This window comes from Rhodococcus sp. NPDC056960 (genome assembly GCF_042674125.1).
In the GTDB taxonomy this organism is placed as follows: domain Bacteria; phylum Actinomycetota; class Actinomycetes; order Mycobacteriales; family Mycobacteriaceae; genus Rhodococcus_F.
The window spans coordinates 141,897-164,594 of record NZ_JBHURF010000014.1 but is presented as its reverse complement, the minus strand read 5'-3'; the positions used below and the strand labels follow the sequence as shown (position 1 = coordinate 164,594).

Below are 22,698 nucleotides of genomic sequence, written 5' to 3'. Positions count from 1 at the left end.
AGGTCCTTGCTGCCCGCATTCGCCATGAAGCGCGCCGACGAGAGTCACGCTCCGACGTGAGGTGGGCACTGCGGCGGTACGTTCTGGGATTGCTGAGCGAGTCTGGGGGTGCCCGAGGCCATGCGCCCGGACCGGCTCCCCGAACAGACGGGTGCGGTGCAGGCGAACCGCAGGAGGGTTGCAGTGCGATGCCGGGTAGATCGATGACACCGCTCGGGCTCATCGGCACCCTGGTCGTCAGCGCGCATCCATCCAGTGCGGCGACGGCACCTAGCGGCACGGTGTGCAGGTCGAGCGACAGCGCCTCTTTTCGCAGGCCGCCACTCCGCCTCGAGGCCTCAGCCGCGCTGTCAGTGGCAGGAGGTGACCACGACGCCGCAATGCTCTCGATTCATAAGTGCCGACAGCGAAACCGTGGTCGACCTACCGGTCCGACTTCACAGCATCAGCAGCGGCGGACGCCTCGGTCTGAGTGCAGGTCAGCAGCGCCGCAGTGGTACGCGTGATGTGCGCGGTGAGTTCCGTGACTGCGGTCTCGACGTTTCCGGACAGAGCCGCATCCATGATCGCCCGGTGCTCCGCGGCGAGGTCGCGCTCGTCGTCGTGAGCGATCGTGGTCGACCACACGCGATAGAGTTCGGCGCCGTCGCGTAGAGAATTGGCGATCATTTGCAGACGCGGGCTGCCGCACCCGGACAGCAGTGCTTGATGAAAGTTTCGGTGGACCTCGAGCCACTCCGGGTTGACCCGCCCGTCCTCGCAATGAACCGGGGTGCGTTCGAGGGTGTGATGCGTTGACACCACCAGCGCTTCCCACGCGATCCCACCGTGCTCGATGGAATCACGCAGAGCAAGGGGCTCGATCTGGGTGCGGACGCGCGTGATGTCCTCGAGATCCTCGCGGGAGAGGCTGACGACGTTGAAGCCTCGCTGGGGATTGGCGACCACGATGTTTTGCTCGGCCAGACGTGTCAGTGCCTCCCGGACTACCGACAGGCTTACACCGAAGCGAGCACCCAATTCCGCGATACGCAATCGCACCCCCGGCAGGATGTCGCCGTTGAGGATGTCCGCGCGCAACGCATCATGGACGATCTCCGTTCGCGTCGTCTTCACCTCGTCTACCATGCGGCACATCCTATCGTAAATTCGCAATTTTGGCGAAAGATCGACTTTTTGTCGAATGTCTGAGCCTGAGGCCGGCGAAGTGCTGGGCGAGGGGGCAAACCGGTCCGACTCTTCCACCTCTTCCACGGTATGCGTTGAAGTATCGGCCGTGACAGTTCTCGTCGTTTTTCTCTGAAATTTCGATTTCCTATTGATAAATCGTCTAGTTCGGTGCATGCTGTGTTGTACGTCACGACGCACCAGCCCTGCGGAGACCGCTTTGCGCTGGTCCCGCGGATCCGAGACGACTCCGATGACCGTGTGCCGTGCGGCTGATTCGATGCACAACTTTTTTCAGCGAGTGCCCCTGGAGGGAACCAACCCATGACCACCACCGAACACCCGTCGCCCGACCAGATCGCGACTCGTCACGACGTCATCGTGATCGGGGCGGGCTTCGCCGGGATATACGCAATTCATAAGTTCCGCGACCAACTAGGCCTCGACGTGCGCGCGTTCGACGCGGCCTCTGGAGTCGGAGGAACGTGGTACTGGAACCGTTACCCCGGAGCAAGGGTCGACATCGCCGGCGTCCACTACTCCTACTCGTTCGACGAGGAACTGCAGCAGCAATGGCACTGGAGCGAACGCTATCCGAGCCAGCCCGAGATCCTGAGCTACCTCGAGTACGTCGCCGACCGCTTCGACATTCGGCGAAGCGTCACATTCGACACGCGCATCACGCGGGTGGACTGGGACGAGGACGCGGACCTCTGGATTGTTTCGACTGATCGCGGCACCCGTCACTGCGCTCGCTTCCTGGTCTCGGGTAGCGGGACGCTCTCGGTGCCCAAAGCCCCGGATATTCGGGGGATCGAGTCATTCGCAGGCCGCACCCTGGTCACAGCGAACTGGCGTGAGGACGTGGATCTGAGCGGGAAGCGTGTCGGGGTCATCGGAACTGGCGCGAGTGGGATCCAGGTCATCACCGAGGTGGCGAAGGTGGCGGAGAGTCTTACCGTTTTTCAGCGCACCCCGAATTACGCGACTCCCATCAACAACTACCCGACGGACCCGCAGGAGGAAGCCGCTGAGAAGGCTGCGTATGCCGAACTGCGATCGGCCTCACGCAACCACATGTTCGGACTTCCCTACTCGGAGGTGCAGCCATCAGCCCTCGCGGTCACCGCGGAAGAACGCCGTGCCGTTTACGACGACCGCTGGGGCAGGGGCGGATTTCGGCTCATCATGGACAGCTTCGCGGATCTCCTGCTCGACCGGGCTGCGAACGACACCGTCTCCGAGTACATCCGGGATCGAATCAGAGACCGGGTATCGGACCCCGCCACCGCCGAGCTTCTGACCCCGACCACGTACCCATACGGAACCAAGAGACCACCGTTGGAGAACTCCTACTACGAGACCTTCAATCGGGATTCGGTGTCACTCGTCGACGTCTCTGCGAATCCGATCGACTCGGCCGTGCCAGAGGGGGTGCGGTTGGCAGACGGCACGGTGCACAAGCTCGACGTGCTGATCCTCGCCATGGGTTTCGATGCACTGACCGGTCCACTGCTGTCTCTGAATGTGACGGGTCGAGGCGGTGTTCGTTTGGTCGATGCCTGGAAGGAGGGCCCGGAGACCTACCTCGGGTTGACCTCGACCGGTTTCCCCAACATGTTCATGATCACCGGCCCACAGAGCCCCGCCGTGGTCTACACGGTCCCACTCGCCATCGAGGATCACGTCGACTTCATCGCCGACATGATCACCTACATGGACGACCACGGGCACTACATCTTCGAGGCGACCGAGCAGGCTCAGAGTCAGTGGGACGCCGAAACCACGGCCATGGGGAACGCGACACTTATCGCGCAATCGAACAACTCCTGGTTCGTCGGTGCCAACGTGCCCGGCAAGCCCCGAAAGATGCTGCTCTACATCGGCGGAGTGCCCCGGTATCGAGCCATCTGCGCAAATGTTCAGAAGAACGATTACCGGGGCTTCCGCTTCGCGGGAACATCCGCCGACCTCGACACCGCGTCCCCTGCTCCGGCCGTGGATCCCTCGGTGATGTTCCTGGACGAGATGCTCGCCCAGCAAGGTGTTGCGGGCCTGCGGGACATCGGTATCGAGGGTGCCAGGTCGCTTGCGGACTCCTTCCTGGAGATGCAGGCTCCGAGACAGCAGATGGTACGGGTCACCGAGCACCGTTATGGCCCCGAGGCGGAACAGGTACTACGTGTCTACGTTCCCGCGGAAAGGCCGGGCGCGCCCGTGCTGGTCTACTTCCACGGCGGCGGATTTGTCAGTGGCGGATTGGAGGTCGCCGACGAGCCGGCCCGCGACCTTGCCGCACGGACAGGCGCCATCGTGGTGTCGGCCACGTACCGGCTCGCTCCTGAGCACAGATTCCCCGCAGCCCACGACGATGCCGATACCGCGCTGTCCTGGACCTTCGACAACATCGCGGACCACGGCGGCGATCCCTCGAAGATCGCCGTTGCCGGTGAGTCGGCGGGCGGCTCGCTTGCCGCCTCGGCGGTAGCTCACGCCCACCGCGACGGCCGGCCACTGTCGGCGCTGATGCTGATCAACCCGTGGGTCAATCCGGCGATCACCACACCTTCGCTTGCCGAGTACGCGGATGGTCCGCTGGTGCGGCGAGAGGATTTGCTCTGGTTCATCGAGCAATACGCGTCAGGGCCTGGGGATACTCGGGATCCACGACTCGCGCTGGACCTGTCGGAGCTGTCGACACTTCCGCCGACGCTCATTCTCAGCAATGAATGTGATCCGCTCCGCGACGAGGCGGAGCTACTTGCAAAGTCCATGCACGACGCCGGGGCCGACGTCGAGCAGCAACGATTCCCCGGCCTGGCGCACGGGGTCTTCTCGCTCTCGCTCGCGGTGGCGCGTAGCAGCGAGCAACGCGCCGCGGTCGCCAACTTTCTCGCACACCGCCTCGACTCGTCACAAGCCGACAACGCGAAAGCGTCCCGCTGACAAGTTAACCCCTCTATCCGAGGGTCGATCGAACAGGAGCCGTACCATGCGAATTCAAGCCGACCGCCAGCGATGTGAAGGCCACGGCCTCTGCGAGGAGGTGGCTCCCGAGGTTTTCGGACTCGACGAGGACGCCGTCGTCGTGGTCCTCACCGAAGAGCTCGATCCGGGCCTCGAGCTCAAGGCCGAGGCGGGCGTGCGCGTATGTCCGGTCGCAGCACTGAAAGCGCAGCGATGAGTTTGCGGGACATCGTCGTCGTAGGCGGTTCGATCGCAGCCGTGACGGCGATCGAAACTCTGCGCATCGAAGGCTTCGAAGGCACGATCACCATGCTCAGCGACGAACACGTGCCGCCATACACACGAGTTCCGCTATCGAAGGGCGTCCTCGACGGCTCGATGCCCTTCAACGAGGCGGTCCTCGCCCCCTTGTCCGACGACATCGACGTCCGGCTGAACACCCGCGCCCTTGCCCTCGATACCGACACCAAAGTGGTCAGCACTGCGACCGGCGCGGTGCCGTACGACGGTCTGATCATCGCCACGGGTGGACGCGCAAGGCGACTCGGCAGGGCCGATCAGGACGAGCGAGTACTCCGCTCGCACGCTGACTGCACTCGCATCCGCCACGAACTGGAATCCGCATCATCGGTGCTGGTGGTCGGCGGCGGATTCCTGGGCATGGAAGTCGCCTCCACATGTCACGACCTCGGCAAGGCTGTCACCGTGGTCGACCTCGCGCCGCCGCTCGAAAGGCTTTTGGGCCCCGATGTGGCGAAGTACGTGCGCACCACCGCGATGAGTATGGGCGTCACCATGGTGGTCGCCGACGGTGGCGTCCGACTGATCGGAGCCCCGAAGCCTGCGGGCGTGGAACTCGTCGACGGGCGACGTCTCGAGGCTGATCTGGTGATAACCGCCATCGGCGACTGCGCAAATGTTGAATGGCTGGCCGGCTCGGGGGTGGCCGTGCACGGAGGAGTCGTCGTCGACGAACGGTGCCGGGTCCGGGAGAACATCGTGGCCGCCGGTGACGTCGCCGTGATGACCACAGCCACAGGGGAGTTCATCAAAACGCCGAGCTGGTCGAACGCCGTCGACCAGGCTCGAACCGCCGCCCGTGCGTTGTTGCACGGAACGAACACTCCTGCCTATCGGGCGTCGGACTACTTTTGGACCGAACAATTCGGACTCGATATCAAAATGGTCGGGGAGCAAGGACCGAGATCGCACTATGCAGTGCTGGAGGGGAATCTGTCCGACGGCCGGGCGCTCATGTCATGGCAGCGGACCGACCGGCACCGCACCCTGCTTGCCGTCAATCACCGGATTCCGCCGGCAAAGCTGAAAAAGCTCTATCACTCCCCCATCCCCGCTCTTTCCAGTCTTCCTTGATCCACTGCCTAACTCGCGAAAAAGAGGATGATCCCCATGACCACCCCGGTACTGCCTGCGACAAACCTCGATATCTACTCAGATCAGGCAATACTTGACCCGTATCCGGCCTATCAAACGCTGCGCGACCTCGGTCCTGCCGTGTGGATGGAAAAGTACAATGTGTGGGCCGTTACCCGCTATGACGAGGTATACGCGGGCCTGCACGATGCAGAGACGTTTTCCTCTGCATCAGGGGTCGCCCTGACCCCGGAGACCAACCAGCAACTCGCAGGCAACACTGTCTCCAGCGATCCGCCGGAGCACGACCGGCTGCGCGCATTGATCGCGCCGCGACTGAGCCCACGGGCGCTGCGAGCACACCACGACGAGGTGCAGCGCCGAGCCGAGGCGCTGGTGGATCATCTGATCGAACTGGGAACCTTCGACGCCGTGAGCGATTTCGCCCAAGTGTTCCCCGTGTCATTGGTCCCCGATCTGATCGGCTGGCCCGAAGAAGGACGTGACCGCCTTCTCGACTGGGCCGCAGCCGGATTCAACACCATCGGTCCGATGAATGAACGGACCGTCGAAAGCATTCCTGCGGTAATGGAAATGGGTGCCTACACCGCTGCGCTCGTCCAGTCGGGAAAGCTCCGCTCCGGCGGTTGGGGAGACGAACTCCTCGCAGAAGGCCGGCAAGCGGGAATCGATGAACCCACGCTTGCGTCGTTGCTGATCGACTACCTCGCTCCTTCCCTCGACACAACCATCAGCGCGCTCGCAAGCATGCTGTACCTGTTCGGCGAGCATCCCGAGCAGTGGGACATCGTCCGTTCCGACACGACAACAATCCCGAACGCATTCAACGAGGTCGTGCGGATCGAGTCGCCCATCCGAGGGTTCTACCGCCACCTCAAGCGTGATGCCGTCTACGGAGATGTCACGGTTCCCGAAGGATCTTGGGCCCTCATGCTCTATGCGTCGGCAAATCGCGACGAACGCAAGTGGAAGAATCCAGAAGTGTTCGATGTCAGAAGGAGCGCGGCCCAACATGTCGGCTTCGGACACGGGGTGCACAGCTGCGTCGGACAGGGCCTCGCACGTCTCGAAGCGCACGCGTTGCTCAGAGCACTGTCCGCGCGAGTACACCGATTCGAAGTAGGACGCCCGCAGTGGTCCCTCAACAACACCATCCGTTCGCTACAGTCGCTCCCGGTGTCCGTCGTACCGGCCTAATAGATCAATGGTCAGGGCAGGTCCTTTCGGCGTCTGCGACTTTCCCGGTAGGACTCGCCTCCGGCGACGAGATGTTTTCGTAATGCAGAAACCCGTCGAAGATGGAACGCTGGAGCACCAGATCGAGTTGGGGCCGCGAGGCTTTCGCCACCGCGTGCACTGCGGTTCCCTCCCGCCGGCATTACAGCCGGGGACAGGTACTGGGTGATACGGGCGCATGCGCCCCAGCAAGACTCACTCCTGTCGGTTCTGGAGCAGCGCGGCACGGTTCCAGGGTTCCGTGGTCTCGCGTGCTACATCGACCAGGATGTCAGCGCAATCGTCGGATGTGTCCCCAGTCTCGTGAACGCCCCCGAATGTACTGTTGCGATCGCCGGACCGGTCTATCCAGATCAGCTCGGTGCCGCGTTCAGCGAGGCGACCGGCACGCTTCAATCAGCACTGGTCTTCGACAAACGTGGGCTGGTCACCGCTGACCAGATCGGGATTCTGCAAGCAGTCGCTGACTACCCCCAGGTTGCTCAACGTCTGGAGGCCAGATACGTCACACCGATCCAAGCCAATGTCGGCAAACCGGACGAAATCCTCGATTCGGTCTGGGCATACTTACAATGCCAACGTTCCATCAAGCAGGCCTCTGTTGCCCTCTCGATTCACGTCAACACGCTCCGATACCGGTTGGCCAAGTTCGAATCAACGGTGGGGGCGCAGCTCGACGACACCCAGACGCTCGTTGAGATGTGGTGGGTGATGCAGAGCCGACAACGATCGAAATCCACTCACTGAGACGCTCACCTGCCTGTACCACCACCGGGCACGCCTCTGCGGGTTGAACGCTGCCGACTGCTTCTGCGCCGTTTCGGCGTTCGACGACGATCGCCCTCCGGCTCAGACGTCCAGTGCCGCTTCGTCGATCGACAGTGCGAGGGTCGTCGCCTTCCGGCTCACGTTCGGTAGGTGCTGTGGGTCAGCCCTACAGTTTGCGACTTGATCAGGAGCGTGGCAGCAGGCGCTACCGGGTGCGATTGTTGGACGCTGCGGTGCGCGAAGAGACAGTGTTGAGACCTATCGAGTCCTCAAGGGGTACGTCAGGTAGTCGGGTCAACGATCTTGAACTGCCGCGTCGAATGATTTTATGGATTCCACGCCGTTTCTCTCACCAGCAATCGACAGGTCTTTCCAACCGTGTTCGAGGTCGACGAGGCCGCGATACCCGCGCCGCAATGCTGCAGCTGCGATCCTGATGAGTGGGAGCGAATCCGTGGTGGGCTCCACTCTTCCGGGCTGGTCCACAATCTGAAGCAGAACCATGTAAGGGAATGCCATCGCGAAGGCCGATTCCACGTCACCATCAGTATCCGAGGCATGCCCGGTATCGAAGATAATGCCCGCACTTTTGTGGTCCGTAGCTTCGATGACCGCTACCGCCTCGGAGATGGAGCGCACGAGCAACCCCGGCAATGATTTCATCGGTTCGATTCCGATTACCATGCCGTTGTCCGCGGCCACGTTTGCGGCAATACGGAGATTGTGTGCAGCGGCCTCCAGTTGTACGTCTCGATTGGCTTCCGCAGGGTCTTCAGCAAGGGGGACCATCAAAACGCCTGTGCCAAGCTCAGAAGCCGCCGCCGCGGCTGTGGAGATGGTCCTCTCAATCCGTTCGCGCCCCGACCTCGTCCGATCAGTCCAAATGGGTTCCATGAAGGCCTCCAATGGGACCGTGACTACGCAGCTGGACACGAGACCGGTCGCTCGCAGGGCATCCCTAACGGCCCGGACCTCGGTCGGCGGACGGCCTAACACCCATGGATAGAGTACGCCTGACATACCCAACATCGCCGCGTTGTGGACATGGGCAGAAACGTCGTTACCGAGAGTGGCTTGAAACTGCGGCCGTAACAACGGGGGTTCGTAACCTAGATGTGCGGTATATCTAAGTGCCCATCGCCGGGGACTATCGGTCATCGCGGTCATAACACTACCTTTCGATGTAGAACATTGATCGAGTCGGTCGACTAGGCTGCGGTTGCTGTTGCTTACGTGTCTCGCCTCGGTGCACGGTCACCCACGATCGGAATGACATCGGCGAGAGCGCGTACGAGACACGATTTTGGTGTCGTACGCGCATCGACAAGATAACTGCCTTCAGACTCAATAGCCGTCCGATTAGCGGCAGCCGAGTCACTGGAATCCTCCACCGCAGCTGAACGTGCACCCGGAGGCGTTACGGAGCTGGATCCGGCAGGTCGAGGCCGATCACGGCGAGCGCGTCTCTGGCGGAGTCCGGGCAACGCTCGGTAGCGTCGCACCTGGACGGAATTTCTACGGTGCTCCGGCCATGCTGCTCACTGCGTAGGTTTGACCATTGATCCAGGTGGCTTCGTCGGACAGAAGAAATGCGACCATGGCAGCGACTTCTTCCGGCTCACCGTAGCGTGAGGATCGTACTGAATTGAGCAAGACATCGCGCATCTCGTCGGATACTGATTCGCGCTGGTTATCTGTCATTGTGATACCCGGATCGACTGCGTTGGAACGGATTCCATCTTTTCCGAACCGTGCGGCAATGTGGCGGCTCAAAGCAATGATGCCTCCCTTCGAAGCACCGTAAGCGGCAAACATTGGCGTTCCTAGCACGACCCCCGATGTCATGTTGACGATACTTCCTCCGCCGGATTCAAGCATCGCGGGGATGGCGTGCCGACAGGTGTAGAAGTATCCGATCAGATTGACTTCCAAGGTGTGCTTGAGGACCTCGATCGGGAGGCTGACCACGTCGGTATCACGCCCGAGGTTGTCTGCGGAGAGGTCGGCAGCGACGTTGTAAAGTCCGTCGACTGCGCCGCAACGCAGCTGTGTTTCCTGGACGAGCGCACGACAGGAGTCTTCCTCGGAGATGTCGAACTCGAAATCGTAGGCTGTGCCGCCCGCGAGATTGATCTGTTCAGCAGTGTGATTCGCTCCTGCGCCGTTGATGTCTCCCACCACGACACGAGCACCTTCCTGAGCGAGCCGCTTGGCGGTGGCCGCCCCGAGTCCCGTCGCACCGCCGGCGACGATGATCGCCTTGTCTTTTAGCCCGCGCATGAAGAACTCCTTTTAGAACTTGGATTCGGACGAGGCTGGGGCCTACGCCTGGAATTTGGCTGTCAACAGACCGGCGTCCAATCCCGCACGCGGGATTGTTCACGCTCGATTACGACGATGTCGTGAATCTGATGGTTTGCCCGCGCAGGGTTCATGCATCGACAACCGGGTCGGTTCGTCGATCTCTTCGCCAAATCTCTAGTCGAGGTTTGGCCCGTGCGCAACCGATTTCCGCAAGTGCCCGATTCACGAGGGATCCGAACTTCATCGAGGACGTGGGCAGTCTTTGCGGTTCGGGTCTGTATCGCCGGTTCAAACCGGAGCGAGACCCAATGCTGAGTCGATGGGTTTGGCATCTGCGATCAGTCCGCGATAGCGAATGAGTTGACGGGACGCATCGGCTCCGAATGCTCCGACGATCACTCCGTCCCGCTCGAACAGAGCAATGAATGGGGTCCGACTGCTCGAATCTTCGGGATTGCCGGCGATCACGTGGATCTCGTCGGTGGGTGTGCTGTGGCCGAAGAACTGCAGCCGTGTCCCGAACTGGTCGGACCAGAAGTACGGGACAGGCGCATATGGCTTGCGCTCGTTCTCGGTCGTGAGCAAATTGTGTGCCACCACCGCGGCCTGTTCGCGGGCGTTGGTCAAGTGCTCGATCCGCATTCGGCGGCCGAACAGCGGATTTGTCCAGCGAGCGACGTCGCCCGCCCCCCAGATCCCGGGCGCAGCCGAGCAGTAGCTGTCACAGAGCAGACCGTTCTCAACGGGCAGTTCACTACCGAGCCACTCCGTGTTCGGCACTGCCCCGATACCGACTACCACCACGTCGGCGTCGAGGATGCTGCCATCGCTGAGGAGGACACGCTTCACCCGTTCGCCGTCCCCCTCGAAGGCGTTGACACCCACCCCACACCGGAGGTCGGCTCCGTGGCGGCGCAGCAGATCACTGCAGAAGCCACCGACGAGCGGGCCGAGCTTTTCTTCGAGCGGGAGTGACATCCGTTCGATGACCGAAACCTGCATCCCGACACCGAGTGCAGCGTACGCGACCTCGGCACCGATAAAGCCAGCCCCGATAATCACCGCACGTGCTCCCGGGCGAAGTTCGGCGCGTAGGGCGAGCGCGTCGTCCACGGTACGGAGCGTGTACACGCCAGCGAGGTCGGGGCCTGGCAGGGTTCGCGGGCGCGTTCCCGTCGCGACGACGAGATCGTCGAAGTGCACTGGGATGCCATCCGAGCCGGTAACTTCCTGTGCCGCGAGATCGAGGCTGCTCGCCCCGACGCCTGCCCGCCAGTCGACGTCAAGCGCCTCGAGCTGCTCCGGACTGCGCAAACGGATCTTCTCGGTGGTCCATTCGCCTTTGAGGACCTGCTTCGACAGGGGGGGACGGTCGTAGGGAAGGGCGTGCTCCTGGGACAACACGGTGATCGCATCGGTGTACCCGTTTTTTCTCAACGCCTCTACGGTGGCCAGGCCGGCGAGAGAGCCCCCTGCCACAACGATGCGGCGGCTCATCGGTTGCCGCCGGTCTGCATCGACGAACGCGCGGGCGTTCCCGAGATGGAACGTATCCGAGGAGATAGGAGCAGGTCACGCGCGGGTCGAGTCATCGGTACTGCCTCCGAGCTGGGATGGTGGGATCGGGAAACGCCGGCTGGACGGCCGGGATATGTATTGATAAACATACATACAGCGGGGTGTGTGGACAATGGTGTGACGTGCTTTCCTGCTTTGTGCGGTGGGTTGCTTGCCACCGAAGTTTCGGCGGCAAGCCGGCCCTATGCGCCGAGCTTGCGTACCACCGCTTCGGCGACCGCATCGCTGTCGGCACGCTCGCGAGCGAGTCGATCGAGCAGCCGCAGACCGGTTTTCGCCCACTCGACCTCACCACGCGCACGGGTGACCAACCCTGCATAAGCGAATGCCTTGAACTCGATCACGGCTTGCTGCTGCTCAGCCGGCACGTCTTCGAGTCGGTCACGCAACAGGGGGATCTTCCGTCCCAGGATGTCGTCGTGCTGCTGTTGATAGAGGATCTCGGCTGCCTGGAAAAACTCGAGGTGTGCAACGAGTTGAGCACGGGCGGCCTCGGGGTCAGCCCATTCCATGTAGGCAGCCTTCAGCCGATAGGGATCACGTTCGCGACGAGGCTCCTCGATTTCGTTCATCATTGCCCGCAGTTCGGCGATACCGTCCTCGGTGATGCGGTACTGGCGCTTGGTCCCCTTCGGGCCCCGCGGTAGGTCGGCACCCTGGACCAGGCCGGCCTGCTCCAATTTTTTGAGTTCGGGATAGATCTGGGTATGCGGGGCGTTCCAGAGGAATCCGACCGACGCGTCGAACTGTCGCATCACATCGAATCCCGTCATGGGACGGGCGGTCAGCAACGCAAGCACTGCCATACGCAACGACATCGGAACCCCTGAACCTCAGACTGTATGTACATTCACTCAGATTGTATTCGCTCACCGTAGCGTCCCCCCATGGACACCCAGCCAGAAGTCACGAGCGATCCCGCGATTTGCGGGCCATGCGGTGCTCCCCGACGCCTCAGAGACACCCGTTTCGTGGCCCCACGGGCAGCACACCCGCTTTGCCTGCTCCGAGGCGCCGAGCGGCAACCAAAGCGGACGACAGCGGGACGACCGGTCGTGGTCCCGAGAATCCCGCTTACCGCAGGGAGTCCGGGGCGCTGTCGCCGGGTGACTCGGCACGTCCTTGGCGGTGCCACCCACACGAGATTGAGGTGCCACCCACACACGCAATTCAGTCTTGATTGCAACTGGAGTTGCGCGATCATCGGCACCCGAGGGAGCCCAACAACGGTCAAGCCACCCGGAAACGGGCAGGTGGTCCGACCGGCACCATCAGGTGTGGGCTGCGATCGCACTCTCGGTTCCGGGGCGCTCCGCGTACGGACGGGCGGACGCACTGGTGACGGTGACGGTGAGCGTCCCGATGCCTTTGATCTCGACCTCGATCGTGTCGCCGTCTGCGACGGGGCCGACCCCTGCCGGCGTGCCGGTCAAAATAACGTCACCAGGCCAGAGCGTCATGACAGAGCTGGTGTAGGCCACCAACTCACGGACTCCGAAGATGAGGTCTTTCGTCGAGGTGTGCTGGCGAACCACGCCGTTGACGCGGGTTTCGAGTTCTAGTGCGCCGGGATCTCCGACGTCCTCGGCAGTCACCACCACTGGCCCCAGCGGGGTGAAGGTGTCGAACGACTTGCGAGTCGAGCGATCTTCGGTTGAGCGGACGCTCATGTCCAGTCCGCAGGTGTATCCGAAGATGTACTCCAGTGCGTTGTCGGCGTCGACGTCTCGAGCGGTCTTACCGATCACGACGGTAAGCTCGCCTTCTTGATCGGTGCGTACGTCCTCGTAGGGGAGCTGCACCTGATCATTCGGTCCGACGACCGAGGACGACGCCTTCAAGAACACACCGAGATCGGCGATGGAGTGCGTGTAGGACATCTCGGCCTTGTGGTCGAGATAATTGACCGGTGCGCCAATGATCTTCGGCGGCCGGGGCAGGGGTGCCTGCACGGTCACCTCGGTGAGCGGCTGCCGGGGCAGTTCGCGCAGTTGCGCGTCTGACCACGCACCGGTTTCTCCGGACTCGATGAGATGGTGCAGTGGTCCTGCCGGTCCAATGGGGCCGGAAAGCAGAGAGGTCACGTCGATGACGACGTCATCCTCGACGAGTCCGAGCCGTTGCTCTGCGAAAACGACGAAGCGCACTAATCCTCCTAGGGGCGGTCGGTGTCGTCGGGCAGTTCCTCACGGAAGAAGCCCAGGGCCCGAAGCACCGGTTCATTGGTGTAGCTGAATAGATAGGCATCCTGCGAGGCGCTGTCATTTCGCAGCTCGAAAGTGTGCCACGGTGGTACGGCGAACACGTCCTTGTCGTGCCACTCCAGGCGCTGGTTCCCCACTTGGGCTACGCCGGAACCCTGGACGACGTGGTAGATCGCGCTCGAGGTCCGCTTGACCGGCGTGCCCCTGAACCCGGGCCGCAATCTGCTGATCCGGCATCCCATGGTGGGCAGAACAGGACCACCGGTAAGAGGGTTCTTGTACTCGAGCAGCACGCCTTCTGCGGCGCTTCCCTCGGCGTCGTCGGCGATCGCGTCGAACGCTCGCGCCGTTTCGGCCCAGGGATAGTTTCCCACCGGCGACGCCTCAGTGTGCACTACTTCCCAGGCCGGTGAGAGTTGACCATGGATGAACTGTCGGGACGAGAGGTCGTCGGGTACGGAACTCTTCTGCGATCGATCGCCGTACAGTTCGAAGAAATTGATGTCCAAGCAGTTCGTGGCCAGCGGGTAGTCGAGCGCATCGAGCCAGACCATGGGGCCGTCGCCCTCGTGGTAGTGGTCGTGCCAATGCCAGTTCGGCGTCAGCAGTAGGTCTCCCGGGTTCATATGGACCCGTTCGCCATTGACCGTCGTGTACGCCCCTGACCCCTCGATGACATACCGGAACGCGTTGGAGGTATGCCGGTGCGCTTGGGCTGTCTCTCCCGGTCCGATGATCTGTAAGCCGGCATACAGTGAGGTCGTTGTCGCGGGCGGCTCTACCATGCCGGGATTGATAAGCATCAAGACCCGACGCTCTGCCTCTTCGAGCGACAACTCGTCGAGAAACCGCAGCAAGTACGGTCGGAGCGCCGCGTAGCTCCAGAGGTACGGAACCGCGCTCGGTTGCGGTTCTGCGGGTAGAACGCTGCCGTAGTAACGCCATAATGGAGCCGTACCCAGTGCGCGGATCGCGACGTAGGGGTCTTCGGTAGCGGCAGCGGAGTTCGCGGCCTCGATGTCATGGTGGGTCGTCATCCATTTGTCCCTTCGTCGGGCCGTCCCGCAGTGGCGATCCCGGCTTGCTGCCGCAGCACCTCGGCGATGGTTACCACCGGGCTGTTCGCGAGTCGGTATGGTCTTGCATCTGCCGGCCGAGGGATCGACGAGACTTCCTGGTCAGCGCTTACTACATCGAATCGCTCGTGCCAACTATCGGAGATGTCGCCGGGCGGTTCCCACAGCAGGATCCCAGTACCGCTCGGCGCCCCGAGGAGTACCGCTGCGGCGGCATCTCCGTGCGCGACGATCAAGTCTGCTCCGACCGCGCACGCGGCAGTACGGATGCTGCTGGCGTCCGCAGAGGTTGTAACCGACCCTGGTCTGACGTCGAGCGCCGATACGACGAAGTTCTCGACCAGCAGAGGAAGTATCGGCTCCCATTCTCGGTGATCGGTACCGCTGCGATGTACCAACAGCACACTGGGTCCGTTATTGCCTGTCGACCAGATGGATACGTACCCATGAGCGGCGTCCGGTACCCGCAACGACGGTGCATCGAAAGTCCACCACGCACCAAGCGGTTCATAGGCTGGACCGTGCACCGGTGATCCTTGTGGAAGCGTTGTTTCAGTCATGTTCTCAGTCGGTAATCACGATAGCCTCGGTCGGGCACTGCTCGGCGGCCTCTCGCGCCACCTCGCGGTGCTCGACACCTGGCTCGTCGATCAGTGGGTATGCCAAATTGTCATCCGCTCGCAGGTCGAATAAGGCCGGCGCGATGACCGTGCATGTCCCGAACCCACAGCACTTATCACGGTCCACACTGATACGCATGTAGGGCTCCTCTCTTCTCATTAGTACTTCGAGTCACGCTGTCTCGGTTCGGGTTTCTGACTCATCGGCAATCATCCGTTCGATGATGCGCCTGGCTCGGAGCGGGCCACCGTCCACCTTCATATTCAGCTCGGTCGGATACCCAGGCTCGTATGCGGAGATCACCCGCTCGATCGCTTCCGCGGCAGCTATGTCCTGCCCGAAGACTGTTGGTGTTCCCTGCTCCCAGAGAGTGCTCACCTCGTGGTCATCGGTCCGGTAATCACGGGTGACCGCCCAGAAGTAGTGGGCGCTGTTGCCTCGTTCCGGCGTGATGCAGTGAATTGCCTTGTGGCGACACACTTGGTCGCCCTCCGGGTCTGCACCGGCCGGCTTCGCCGTGACGTGGGTGATATGAAAGTTCGGAGCGATGAACTCGGCAATCTGCTCGCGGTCGATTCGCCCGTTCAATCCCATCACTTGCTGAAACAGCGGCGGGCTCTGAATATCGAACATCGCCCGCGTCACCCGGACCGAGCGCTCGTCGAAGTCAGTCGAGACGGGAGACTCGGCGACTTCTTCGGTGCCGATGGTCTCGGGGTGCAGGAAGGATACATGGGAAAGATCGAGGAGGTTTTCGTTTATCAACTGGGCGCGGGCATCCAAATGCAAAGTACCGCGCACAACGGTCCAGTCCTGCGACTCCAACCACGGGTGTGCGGGGATCATCGATTCGTCCGCCTTGTCCGGGTCGCCCATCCAAATCCACACCAGTCCTCCGGATTCCCTGGTGGGATAACGATGCACGCGACATGCCGGCGGGACATGCGCCTGAGCCGGAATGCGCCGCGCTTGCCCGTCGTCTCCGTAGAGAATCCCGTGATAGCCGCACTCGAGGTCATCACCCTTGAGGCGGCCCAAAGAGAGGGGCATCTGTCGGTGGATACAACGATCGACGAGAGCCACAGGGGCCCCGTCCTGCCGGCGGTAGAAGCAGATCGGGTCTCCAAGAATCCACCGCGACATCAGAGCGCGATCGAAGTCCTGAGCATGGCCGGCCACATACCAGTGGTTGCGGGGAAAGGTGACGGGATACACACCAAGTATGTAAGTTCATACACACAGACTTGTCAACCCCTAGTCTTCACCATCTGACTGGCTGCGAGCGGAAGGCGTGATCCGAATCCGCCGAGGGCGCCCTTGAGTGCGAATGCCGAGGGATCGGAAGTGCAAATGCCACCCCTCGCAGCAGATCTCTGTGGTCGCCAGAGTTCGATACAGGCCGAAGCCGGTCGGACCGGCTTTAGCGAGCGATCGCCCTGGCGGCCGGACAGCCCGCCACCAACACGAGGATGTGCTCGTACGACGGCGTCCAGTTCCGCCTTGAGCACCTCGTCGCCACAGTATCGATCACCGCAGGCACACAAGGTTCGACGCTATGACCCTCTGAACCATCGGGCCCCTCCGCCACTGTCGGACAGATCGTGCGGGGAACTTCCAATCAACTGCCCAGGGGCAGTCCCCCACGACCATCGGTAAGCGAGGCCCGCACAGCCCTTCGCACGAGACGGTCAACGCCTTGGCGGCACACGCCGGGTGGTGGGTACGGGTGTTATTACCCGTGACGCCGCCCTCGCGGTCAGTCAATGTGACACACATGACATATTTTCTTCGTGCTCGCGACGCCGCAGAGGCTGTCGATGTAGCAGTCAGTCATCCCACGTAGGTCCGGTGCGACGAAACACGGATAGACCGGGATTCTGCGCGAGCGTTAACCCGGAACCGCTCGGACTCACGACCACCGAAACTTGGTGAGCAAGATGGATAACACTACCACCGAAGCGATCCACTCGTGGTCGCTGCCAAGCGCGACGCCGCGGACGGTGTCGCGGCCATCGCAGTGCGCCGAGCAGGCGGTGCCCGCGCTGCCCCGGCAGACCTTGACTGATAGTCAAATTCTCCGTAATATCGCTGCCGTGGTGACGGAGATCACAATTGTGACCTCGCCGGCACAAATCGTATGCACGCAGCGGGCGCCAAAGCGGGTACTTCAGCTGTTCGCGCACAGCCCCCGTCCTGGACGGCGAGCAACCAAAAACGCGGCAGGTTATCGATCCCCGCATTGCCACAAGGCCAGGATTCCAACGCACTTGAAGGACGTCTTCCACAGCCCGACCAACCGCACGTTCCGGGCGCCGATTTCCGCCGCTCGCCCGCGAAGCCTGACGCCATTGGACGATAAAGAGCATCGACGGCACGCACCCCACGGATAGGAGAGAAATATGGTTATGCTTCGCCATCCCCTCAGCAAGACGGCCTACTACAAGAACCCCGATGGCACGGTCAGGGTCGTCGGTTCCAATAACAAAGAGGGTTTGTTCACCCGCACAGGACGCTGGATCAGCGGGGAGCGGCGCACGTGCGATCCGTCGATGGCGCAATGGGTCGCGGATGGAAAAATTCGGACGGTAACGGTCACCGAATAAGCAGTCATAACGGCGTTGAGACCCCCGATATTGAAACGAAGGAAGAAGAAATGACCGAGACAATCGACAACAAGACCGCAACTGCACCGAATCGCGCCTTCGTCAAACACAGCCACCCCGGCCAATTCCAATCCTACGAAGAAATTCTAGCCTCGGACACTCGCCCGGTCCCGCCATATCTGCGTGATCTGGGAGAGTCCGACATCGGGCCAAATCAGATCCCGACCCGGTGGTACCTGGATCAGGAAGTGCACGACCTGGAGGTCGAACACATCTGGAAGCGCTCGTGGCAGCTCGCCTGTCGCGAAGAGGACATTCCGGAAGTTGGCGATACGTTCGTCTATGAGGTCGCGAACATGTCGTTTCTCATCGTTCGGGAGAGCACGGACTCGATCAAGGGGTACTGGAACTCGTGTCTTCACCGCGGCGCCGCCCTCGTCGACGAGCCGGGCAGGATCGATCGCATTCAATGCCGCTTTCATGGTTTTACCTGGGGCTTGGACGGCGCATGTCAACTCGTGCCGTTCCCCGAAGATTTTCCCCAGATCGATAAAGACGAACTCGCCCTGCCGCAGACTCAAGTCGCCACGTGGATGGGATTTGTCTTTATCAATCCCGATCCGAATGCTGGTTCCTTCGAGGAGTATATCGGGGAGACGGCTGCGCCTATCGAGAATCAAGGTGGCTACGCCAACCGGCATAAAGTAATACATTTTGCCAAAATCTTCCCGACGAACTGGAAGGCCGTCCAGGAAGCCTTCTTGGACACGTTTCACGTCATCACCACCCATCCCCAGTTCGCCATCGTCAACTCTGACGAATGCAGTCAGTACGCGACTTGGAACAATTGGTCGTTCGGCGTCCTCCCGTTCGGGCAGACAAGCCCATACGTGGCGACTACGCCGACAGAACAGGAAATTTTCGAACGTTGGAATGGCGCATGGGACGACGAGGAAAGCGTCGAAGACATCACGCTCCCACCGGGCAAGACCGCCCGAGAAGCGCAGATCGACATCAATCGCGAGGCGCTACGAGCATCGCTCGGACCCGTTGTCGACAACTGGTGTGACTCCGAAATCGTCGATGTGATGTGGTATACGCTTTTCCCCAATTTTTCGCCGTTCACCGGAATGAACTCCGGAATGGTCTATCGCTTCCGCCCCTACGGTAATACGCCGAATTACTCCATTATGGACGTCATGGTTCTCGCGCCCATTCCGGAAGGTGCCGATGCACCGCCTTCAGCGCCGATGCATCTTGTGCCCGAAGGGGATGACTTCACCTCCGTTCCAGGTTTGGACAATGTCGGCGCATTCAACCTCGGCTCGTTCCTCAGTCAGGACATAGCCATCATGAACGGTATGATGACGGGAATCCGTAACAACCAGATCGGTTACGTGAACCTCGGACGAAAGCACGATGTCAAAATCCGACACTTCTATCATCTGTACGAGAAGTCTCTTGGCCTTTCCGCTGAGCAAGAAGTTTCACACCTCGATAACAGGAGAAACCGGTAGCCATACTGCTCCAGTCACACCCGGGCGGCCCTACGCACGGGAACGTCACACCTTAGCTCTCGGGTTGGCACGCGCGGTCGAATGATTTCCTCAACGTTCATCAGGAGGCCGCGCGTCTCCGCCGCCGGCCGGGTCGGCCCGCGCCGCGAAAGGTCAAGATCGTCCATCTCGCAACCGGATTGACAGTTCCGCGGGGGTGCTAGGCGAACTGTGCTCCCCGCGGGTACCCGGTGATGCTCGGGTACGGAACACCGGGACAAGACCGCCGAAGCGATCGACGCCAGCCGGTGGATGTATCCGGCGACATCTGGGTTCCGACGGATACGTTGCGATCACCGGACGGACCAAGGACATGGGCATCCGCGATCATCGACGAGTTCCCGATGACCGTGACGGGCAAGGTCCGCAAGAACGCGGTCGCTGACTCTCATCACGTGAACGCTTGTCCGTAGCACCGGCGCAGCGGTAGCCCTCTCGCAGTCCACCGGCGCCGTCGTCGCACCGTCCACCCGAAACACCTTCTCTCACCACCTGCTCGCAAGGAGCGCGCCATGACCTCCATCCCCACCGACTCCCTCGATCTGCCCACCCTGCAGACCAAATTCCGGAACGTGATGGCCGCGGTGTGCACACCCGTGGCCGTGGTCACCGCCACCAGCGACGACCTCCCCTACGGAACGACCGTCAGCGCATTCACCTCTCTGTCGATGACACCGCCGATGGTCCTCGTCTCCCTCGACACAGGTTCGGAGCTGCTGGCCGTCGTACAGAAAACCGGCACCTTCGGCCTCAACGTCCTCGGCAGCGCCCAGTCGGATCTGGCCCTGACCTTCGCCCGCAAGGGCGGGCCGGCGAAGTTCTCCGGGGTGGCCTGGGAGAACGAGAGCGGTGTCCCACGCCTGCCCGGTGCCAGCGGATTTCTGGCCTGCTCGGTCGAGCAGATGGTCGAGGGCGGCGACCACCTGGTCGTCCTCGGCGGCGTGCGAACCGCCCATCTGCTCGACAGCCCCCCGTTGACCTACCACGACCGAGTCTTCGGCACCCATGTCGCGCTGGGAGATGGGTAATGACCGCCGCCGCGCACTCGGTAAAGCGGTCACTGGCGGCGTTGGCCGCCGGCCGGATGATCGTCGTCACCGACGACGCCGACCGGGAGAACGAGGGCGACCTCGTCGTCGCCGCCGAACACATCACCACCGACCAGATGGCGTTCCTTGTTCGGCACACCACCGGAATCGTGTGCGCACCGATGTCGGCCGAGCGCGCCGACGCCCTGCAACTGACACCGATGGTCGTCGACAACACCGATGCCCACGGCACCGCATTCACCGTCAGCGTCGACCTGGCCGGAACCGGCACCGGTGTCTCGGCTGCGGACCGGACCGCGACCGTGCGCGCGCTGGCGGACCGGAGCCTGCACCCGTCCCGGCTCAGTCGCCCCGGCCACATCTTTCCGCTGCGTGCGCGAAGCGGCGGTGTGCTGCAACGCCCCGGCCACACCGAGGCGACCGTGGATCTGCTCCGAATGGCCGGACTGGGCGGCGTGGGTGTGATCAGCGAGATCGTCGCCGACGACGGCTCCATGCGCCACGGTGACGACCTGCTGGCCTTCGCTGCCGAGCACGACCTGCCCGTCCTGGCCATCGCGGACCTGATTCGGTACCGGATGACCACCGAACGCCTCGTAGTGCCCGTCGCCAGTTCCACCATGCCGACCAGTTTCGGAGATTTCCGTGCAGTGGCCTACCGCAACACCGTCGACGGCACCGAACACCTGGCATTGGTCATGGGTGATGTAGCGGCCGCCAGCACCAGCGGGGACGGGGTGCTGGTGCGCGTGCACAGCGAATGCCTCACCGGCGACATCCTCGCCTCGATGCGGTGCGATTGCGGCGCCCAACTCGAACAAGCCCTGCGGCACATCGCCACCGTCGGCACCGGCGTCGTGGTGTACCTGCGAGGGCATGAGGGGCGGGGCATTGGCCTAGGGAACAAGATCGCCGCCTACGCCCTGCAGGACGACGGACTCGACACCGTGGACGCCAACACCGCGCAGGGACTGCCCGCGGACTGCCGCAGCTACGATGTCGGCACCCAGATACTCGCCGACCTCGGAGTCCAGCGACTACGGCTGATCACCAACAATCCCTCGAAATATGACGGCATGTCCGGCTATGGCCTCGAACTGCTCGGCCGGGTAGCGCTCCCGAGCACCCCCACCCCACACAACATTCGTTACCTGCGCACCAAGAGCGAGAGGATGGGACACGCACTGCTCACCCCCTCCCCGGCGCACAACACCACCGGAGCCGAAGGCCGACCCGCACATGCGGACACGCACACAGTGATGTCAGTCCCACATTGCCGCACAAGCCTGACCAGTGCACCGGACTGGTCCGACGGCATCGTCCGCGGCAACACCCGCACCGCCCTGTGGATCGACCTCGACGACCCTTCGACCTGGCGAATCGGCGTCCCACGTGAGCCCGACGGCCGTGGCGGATCCCAGTACACGTGCACGACAGGCTGATGACCGGCGACACCGCTCCCGTCAGGAACCCGCGTAACCATTTCCAGCTCGTCGACTCACCGGCATACCTGTATACCGTCGGCAGCATCGGCATCACCCCGATCATGTCAATGGCGGCCGAGCAACCGAATGCCCTTCGAGCTGCGGGCGCGACGACCAGCAACTACTAGTTGCGAGACGGAGCAATGCCTTCTCAAGCAGCCGGAACGATCAAACAATCTGGGGTGCAGCAAATGACGACAACGCCTAACGAAGACCTTGTCATGCTAGACCTGGCGCGTAGATGGATGCCTTATGGTGCAGTACCTGCCAGCGAGATCTGGATTCAGTTCGGTATGGGCCCTGATCGCTATTACGCCCATATCCGGAGAATTTTGAGTTCTATTGGAGCAAAGCCACTTTCCCCTTACGAGCGATCGTATCTAGAGCGACTCGCAGTAGACCGACAGGTTGGCCGTACCGCGATCTCCGCCTCCAGGCAGGATCACTAGGCTCAATTCCAGGGTTAAGTCTCGACCGACTGTACCGGCGTCAGGGCGGTTCGCTTGCCCTGGCGGTCGAGACTGAGTGAATCAGAAGGCTGCCCGGGGATCCGGTGCAGCCCAGACGAATTTCCCTCCTGTGCCCAACCCACGCATATGTCTCCAAACATTTCGTAACGGGGACGGACTCTCGTCTGACGCGCGTCACCAGCGAAGCACCGAGGGGCGAGGCGTCGTCGGAGTCGCTCCG

19 protein-coding genes are annotated in these 22,698 nt (G+C 62.1%); 10 read left to right on the top strand and 9 right to left on the bottom strand.

Annotation, left to right across the window (positions count from 1 at the left end; translation table 11 throughout):
* Positions 1-423 precede the first annotated feature (423 nt).
* Positions 424-1,254, bottom strand: a complete 831-nt coding sequence (locus tag ACFTWF_RS23135; RefSeq protein ID WP_378463512.1) for a GntR family transcriptional regulator — start codon at positions 1,252-1,254, stop codon at positions 424-426.
* Between the two features lie 237 nt (positions 1,255-1,491).
* Between ACFTWF_RS23135 and ACFTWF_RS23130 the strand changes: the two genes are divergently transcribed.
* The 5 genes from ACFTWF_RS23130 (at position 1,492) to ACFTWF_RS23110 (ending at position 7,512) form a co-directional block, all read left to right on the top strand.
* The gene (locus ACFTWF_RS23130; protein WP_378463511.1) at positions 1,492-4,113 is read left to right on the top strand and encodes an alpha/beta hydrolase fold domain-containing protein; all 2,622 of its coding nucleotides are present in this window, start codon (positions 1,492-1,494) and stop codon (positions 4,111-4,113) included.
* Between the two features lie 46 nt (positions 4,114-4,159).
* A complete protein-coding gene (locus tag ACFTWF_RS23125; protein ID WP_378463510.1) occupies positions 4,160-4,351 on the top strand; it encodes a ferredoxin in 192 nt (63 codons plus the stop codon).
* Positions 4,348-5,508, top strand: coding sequence for an NAD(P)/FAD-dependent oxidoreductase (locus ACFTWF_RS23120; protein WP_378463509.1), 1,161 nt, complete (start codon positions 4,348-4,350; stop codon positions 5,506-5,508). Before ACFTWF_RS23125 ends, ACFTWF_RS23120 begins: the two co-directional genes overlap by 4 nt.
* 36 nt (positions 5,509-5,544) lie before the next feature.
* Positions 5,545-6,726, top strand: coding sequence for a cytochrome P450 (locus ACFTWF_RS23115; protein ID WP_378463508.1), 1,182 nt, complete (start codon positions 5,545-5,547; stop codon positions 6,724-6,726).
* A 342-nt stretch (positions 6,727-7,068) separates the two neighbouring features.
* Positions 7,069-7,512, top strand: a complete 444-nt coding sequence (locus ACFTWF_RS23110; RefSeq protein WP_378463507.1) for a helix-turn-helix domain-containing protein — start codon at positions 7,069-7,071, stop codon at positions 7,510-7,512.
* A gap of 315 nt (positions 7,513-7,827) precedes the next feature.
* Here ACFTWF_RS23110 and ACFTWF_RS23105 read toward each other — a convergent pair whose 3' ends face one another.
* From ACFTWF_RS23105 to ACFTWF_RS23070, 8 genes are all read right to left on the bottom strand, one after another.
* Positions 7,828-8,562: a sugar phosphate isomerase/epimerase family protein gene (locus tag ACFTWF_RS23105; RefSeq protein WP_378463608.1), complete on the bottom strand. Its 735-nt coding sequence runs from the start codon at positions 8,560-8,562 to the stop codon at positions 7,828-7,830.
* A 486-nt stretch (positions 8,563-9,048) separates the two neighbouring features.
* On the bottom strand, positions 9,049-9,813 hold the full coding sequence (locus ACFTWF_RS23100; protein ID WP_378463506.1) for an SDR family NAD(P)-dependent oxidoreductase: 765 nt from the start codon (positions 9,811-9,813) through the stop codon (positions 9,049-9,051).
* A gap of 312 nt (positions 9,814-10,125) precedes the next feature.
* On the bottom strand, positions 10,126-11,334 hold the full coding sequence (locus tag ACFTWF_RS23095; RefSeq protein WP_378463505.1) for an NAD(P)/FAD-dependent oxidoreductase: 1,209 nt from the start codon (positions 11,332-11,334) through the stop codon (positions 10,126-10,128).
* A gap of 263 nt (positions 11,335-11,597) precedes the next feature.
* Positions 11,598-12,233 carry a PadR family transcriptional regulator gene (locus ACFTWF_RS23090; protein ID WP_378463504.1) on the bottom strand — a complete coding sequence of 212 codons (636 nt, stop codon included), beginning with the start codon at positions 12,231-12,233 and terminating at the stop codon, positions 11,598-11,600.
* A 453-nt stretch (positions 12,234-12,686) separates the two neighbouring features.
* A complete protein-coding gene (locus tag ACFTWF_RS23085; protein WP_128639640.1) occupies positions 12,687-13,562 on the bottom strand; it encodes a fumarylacetoacetate hydrolase family protein in 876 nt (291 codons plus the stop codon).
* 8 nt (positions 13,563-13,570) lie between these two features.
* Positions 13,571-14,656, bottom strand: coding sequence for a cupin domain-containing protein (locus tag ACFTWF_RS23080; RefSeq protein WP_378463503.1), 1,086 nt, complete (start codon positions 14,654-14,656; stop codon positions 13,571-13,573).
* A 603-nt stretch (positions 14,657-15,259) separates the two neighbouring features.
* Positions 15,260-15,454: a ferredoxin gene (locus tag ACFTWF_RS23075; protein WP_378463502.1), complete on the bottom strand. Its 195-nt coding sequence runs from the start codon at positions 15,452-15,454 to the stop codon at positions 15,260-15,262.
* Positions 15,455-15,487: 33 nt separating this feature from the next.
* Complete coding sequence (locus ACFTWF_RS23070; RefSeq protein WP_378463501.1) at positions 15,488-16,531, bottom strand: Rieske 2Fe-2S domain-containing protein; 1,044 nt, start codon at positions 16,529-16,531, stop codon at positions 15,488-15,490.
* Between the two features lie 1,184 nt (positions 16,532-17,715).
* On the opposite strand from ACFTWF_RS23070, the gene ACFTWF_RS23065 reads away from it, so the two are divergent.
* The 5 genes from ACFTWF_RS23065 (at position 17,716) to ACFTWF_RS23045 (ending at position 22,136) form a co-directional block, all read left to right on the top strand.
* Positions 17,716-17,919 (top strand): hypothetical protein, encoded by a 204-nt coding sequence (locus ACFTWF_RS23065; protein ID WP_378463500.1) that lies wholly within the window; start codon positions 17,716-17,718, stop codon positions 17,917-17,919.
* 50 nt (positions 17,920-17,969) lie between these two features.
* Positions 17,970-19,436, top strand: coding sequence for a Rieske 2Fe-2S domain-containing protein (locus ACFTWF_RS23060; RefSeq protein WP_378463499.1), 1,467 nt, complete (start codon positions 17,970-17,972; stop codon positions 19,434-19,436).
* 551 nt (positions 19,437-19,987) lie between these two features.
* Positions 19,988-20,503, top strand: coding sequence for a flavin reductase family protein (locus ACFTWF_RS23055; RefSeq protein ID WP_378463498.1), 516 nt, complete (start codon positions 19,988-19,990; stop codon positions 20,501-20,503).
* Positions 20,503-21,966, top strand: a complete 1,464-nt coding sequence (locus ACFTWF_RS23050) for a bifunctional 3,4-dihydroxy-2-butanone-4-phosphate synthase/GTP cyclohydrolase II (RefSeq protein ID WP_378463497.1) — start codon at positions 20,503-20,505, stop codon at positions 21,964-21,966. Before ACFTWF_RS23055 ends, ACFTWF_RS23050 begins: the two co-directional genes overlap by 1 nt.
* Positions 21,966-22,136, top strand: coding sequence for a hypothetical protein (locus ACFTWF_RS23045; RefSeq protein ID WP_378463496.1), 171 nt, complete (start codon positions 21,966-21,968; stop codon positions 22,134-22,136). The genes ACFTWF_RS23050 and ACFTWF_RS23045 overlap by 1 nt, the downstream gene beginning before the upstream one ends.
* Positions 22,137-22,698 lie beyond the last annotated feature (562 nt).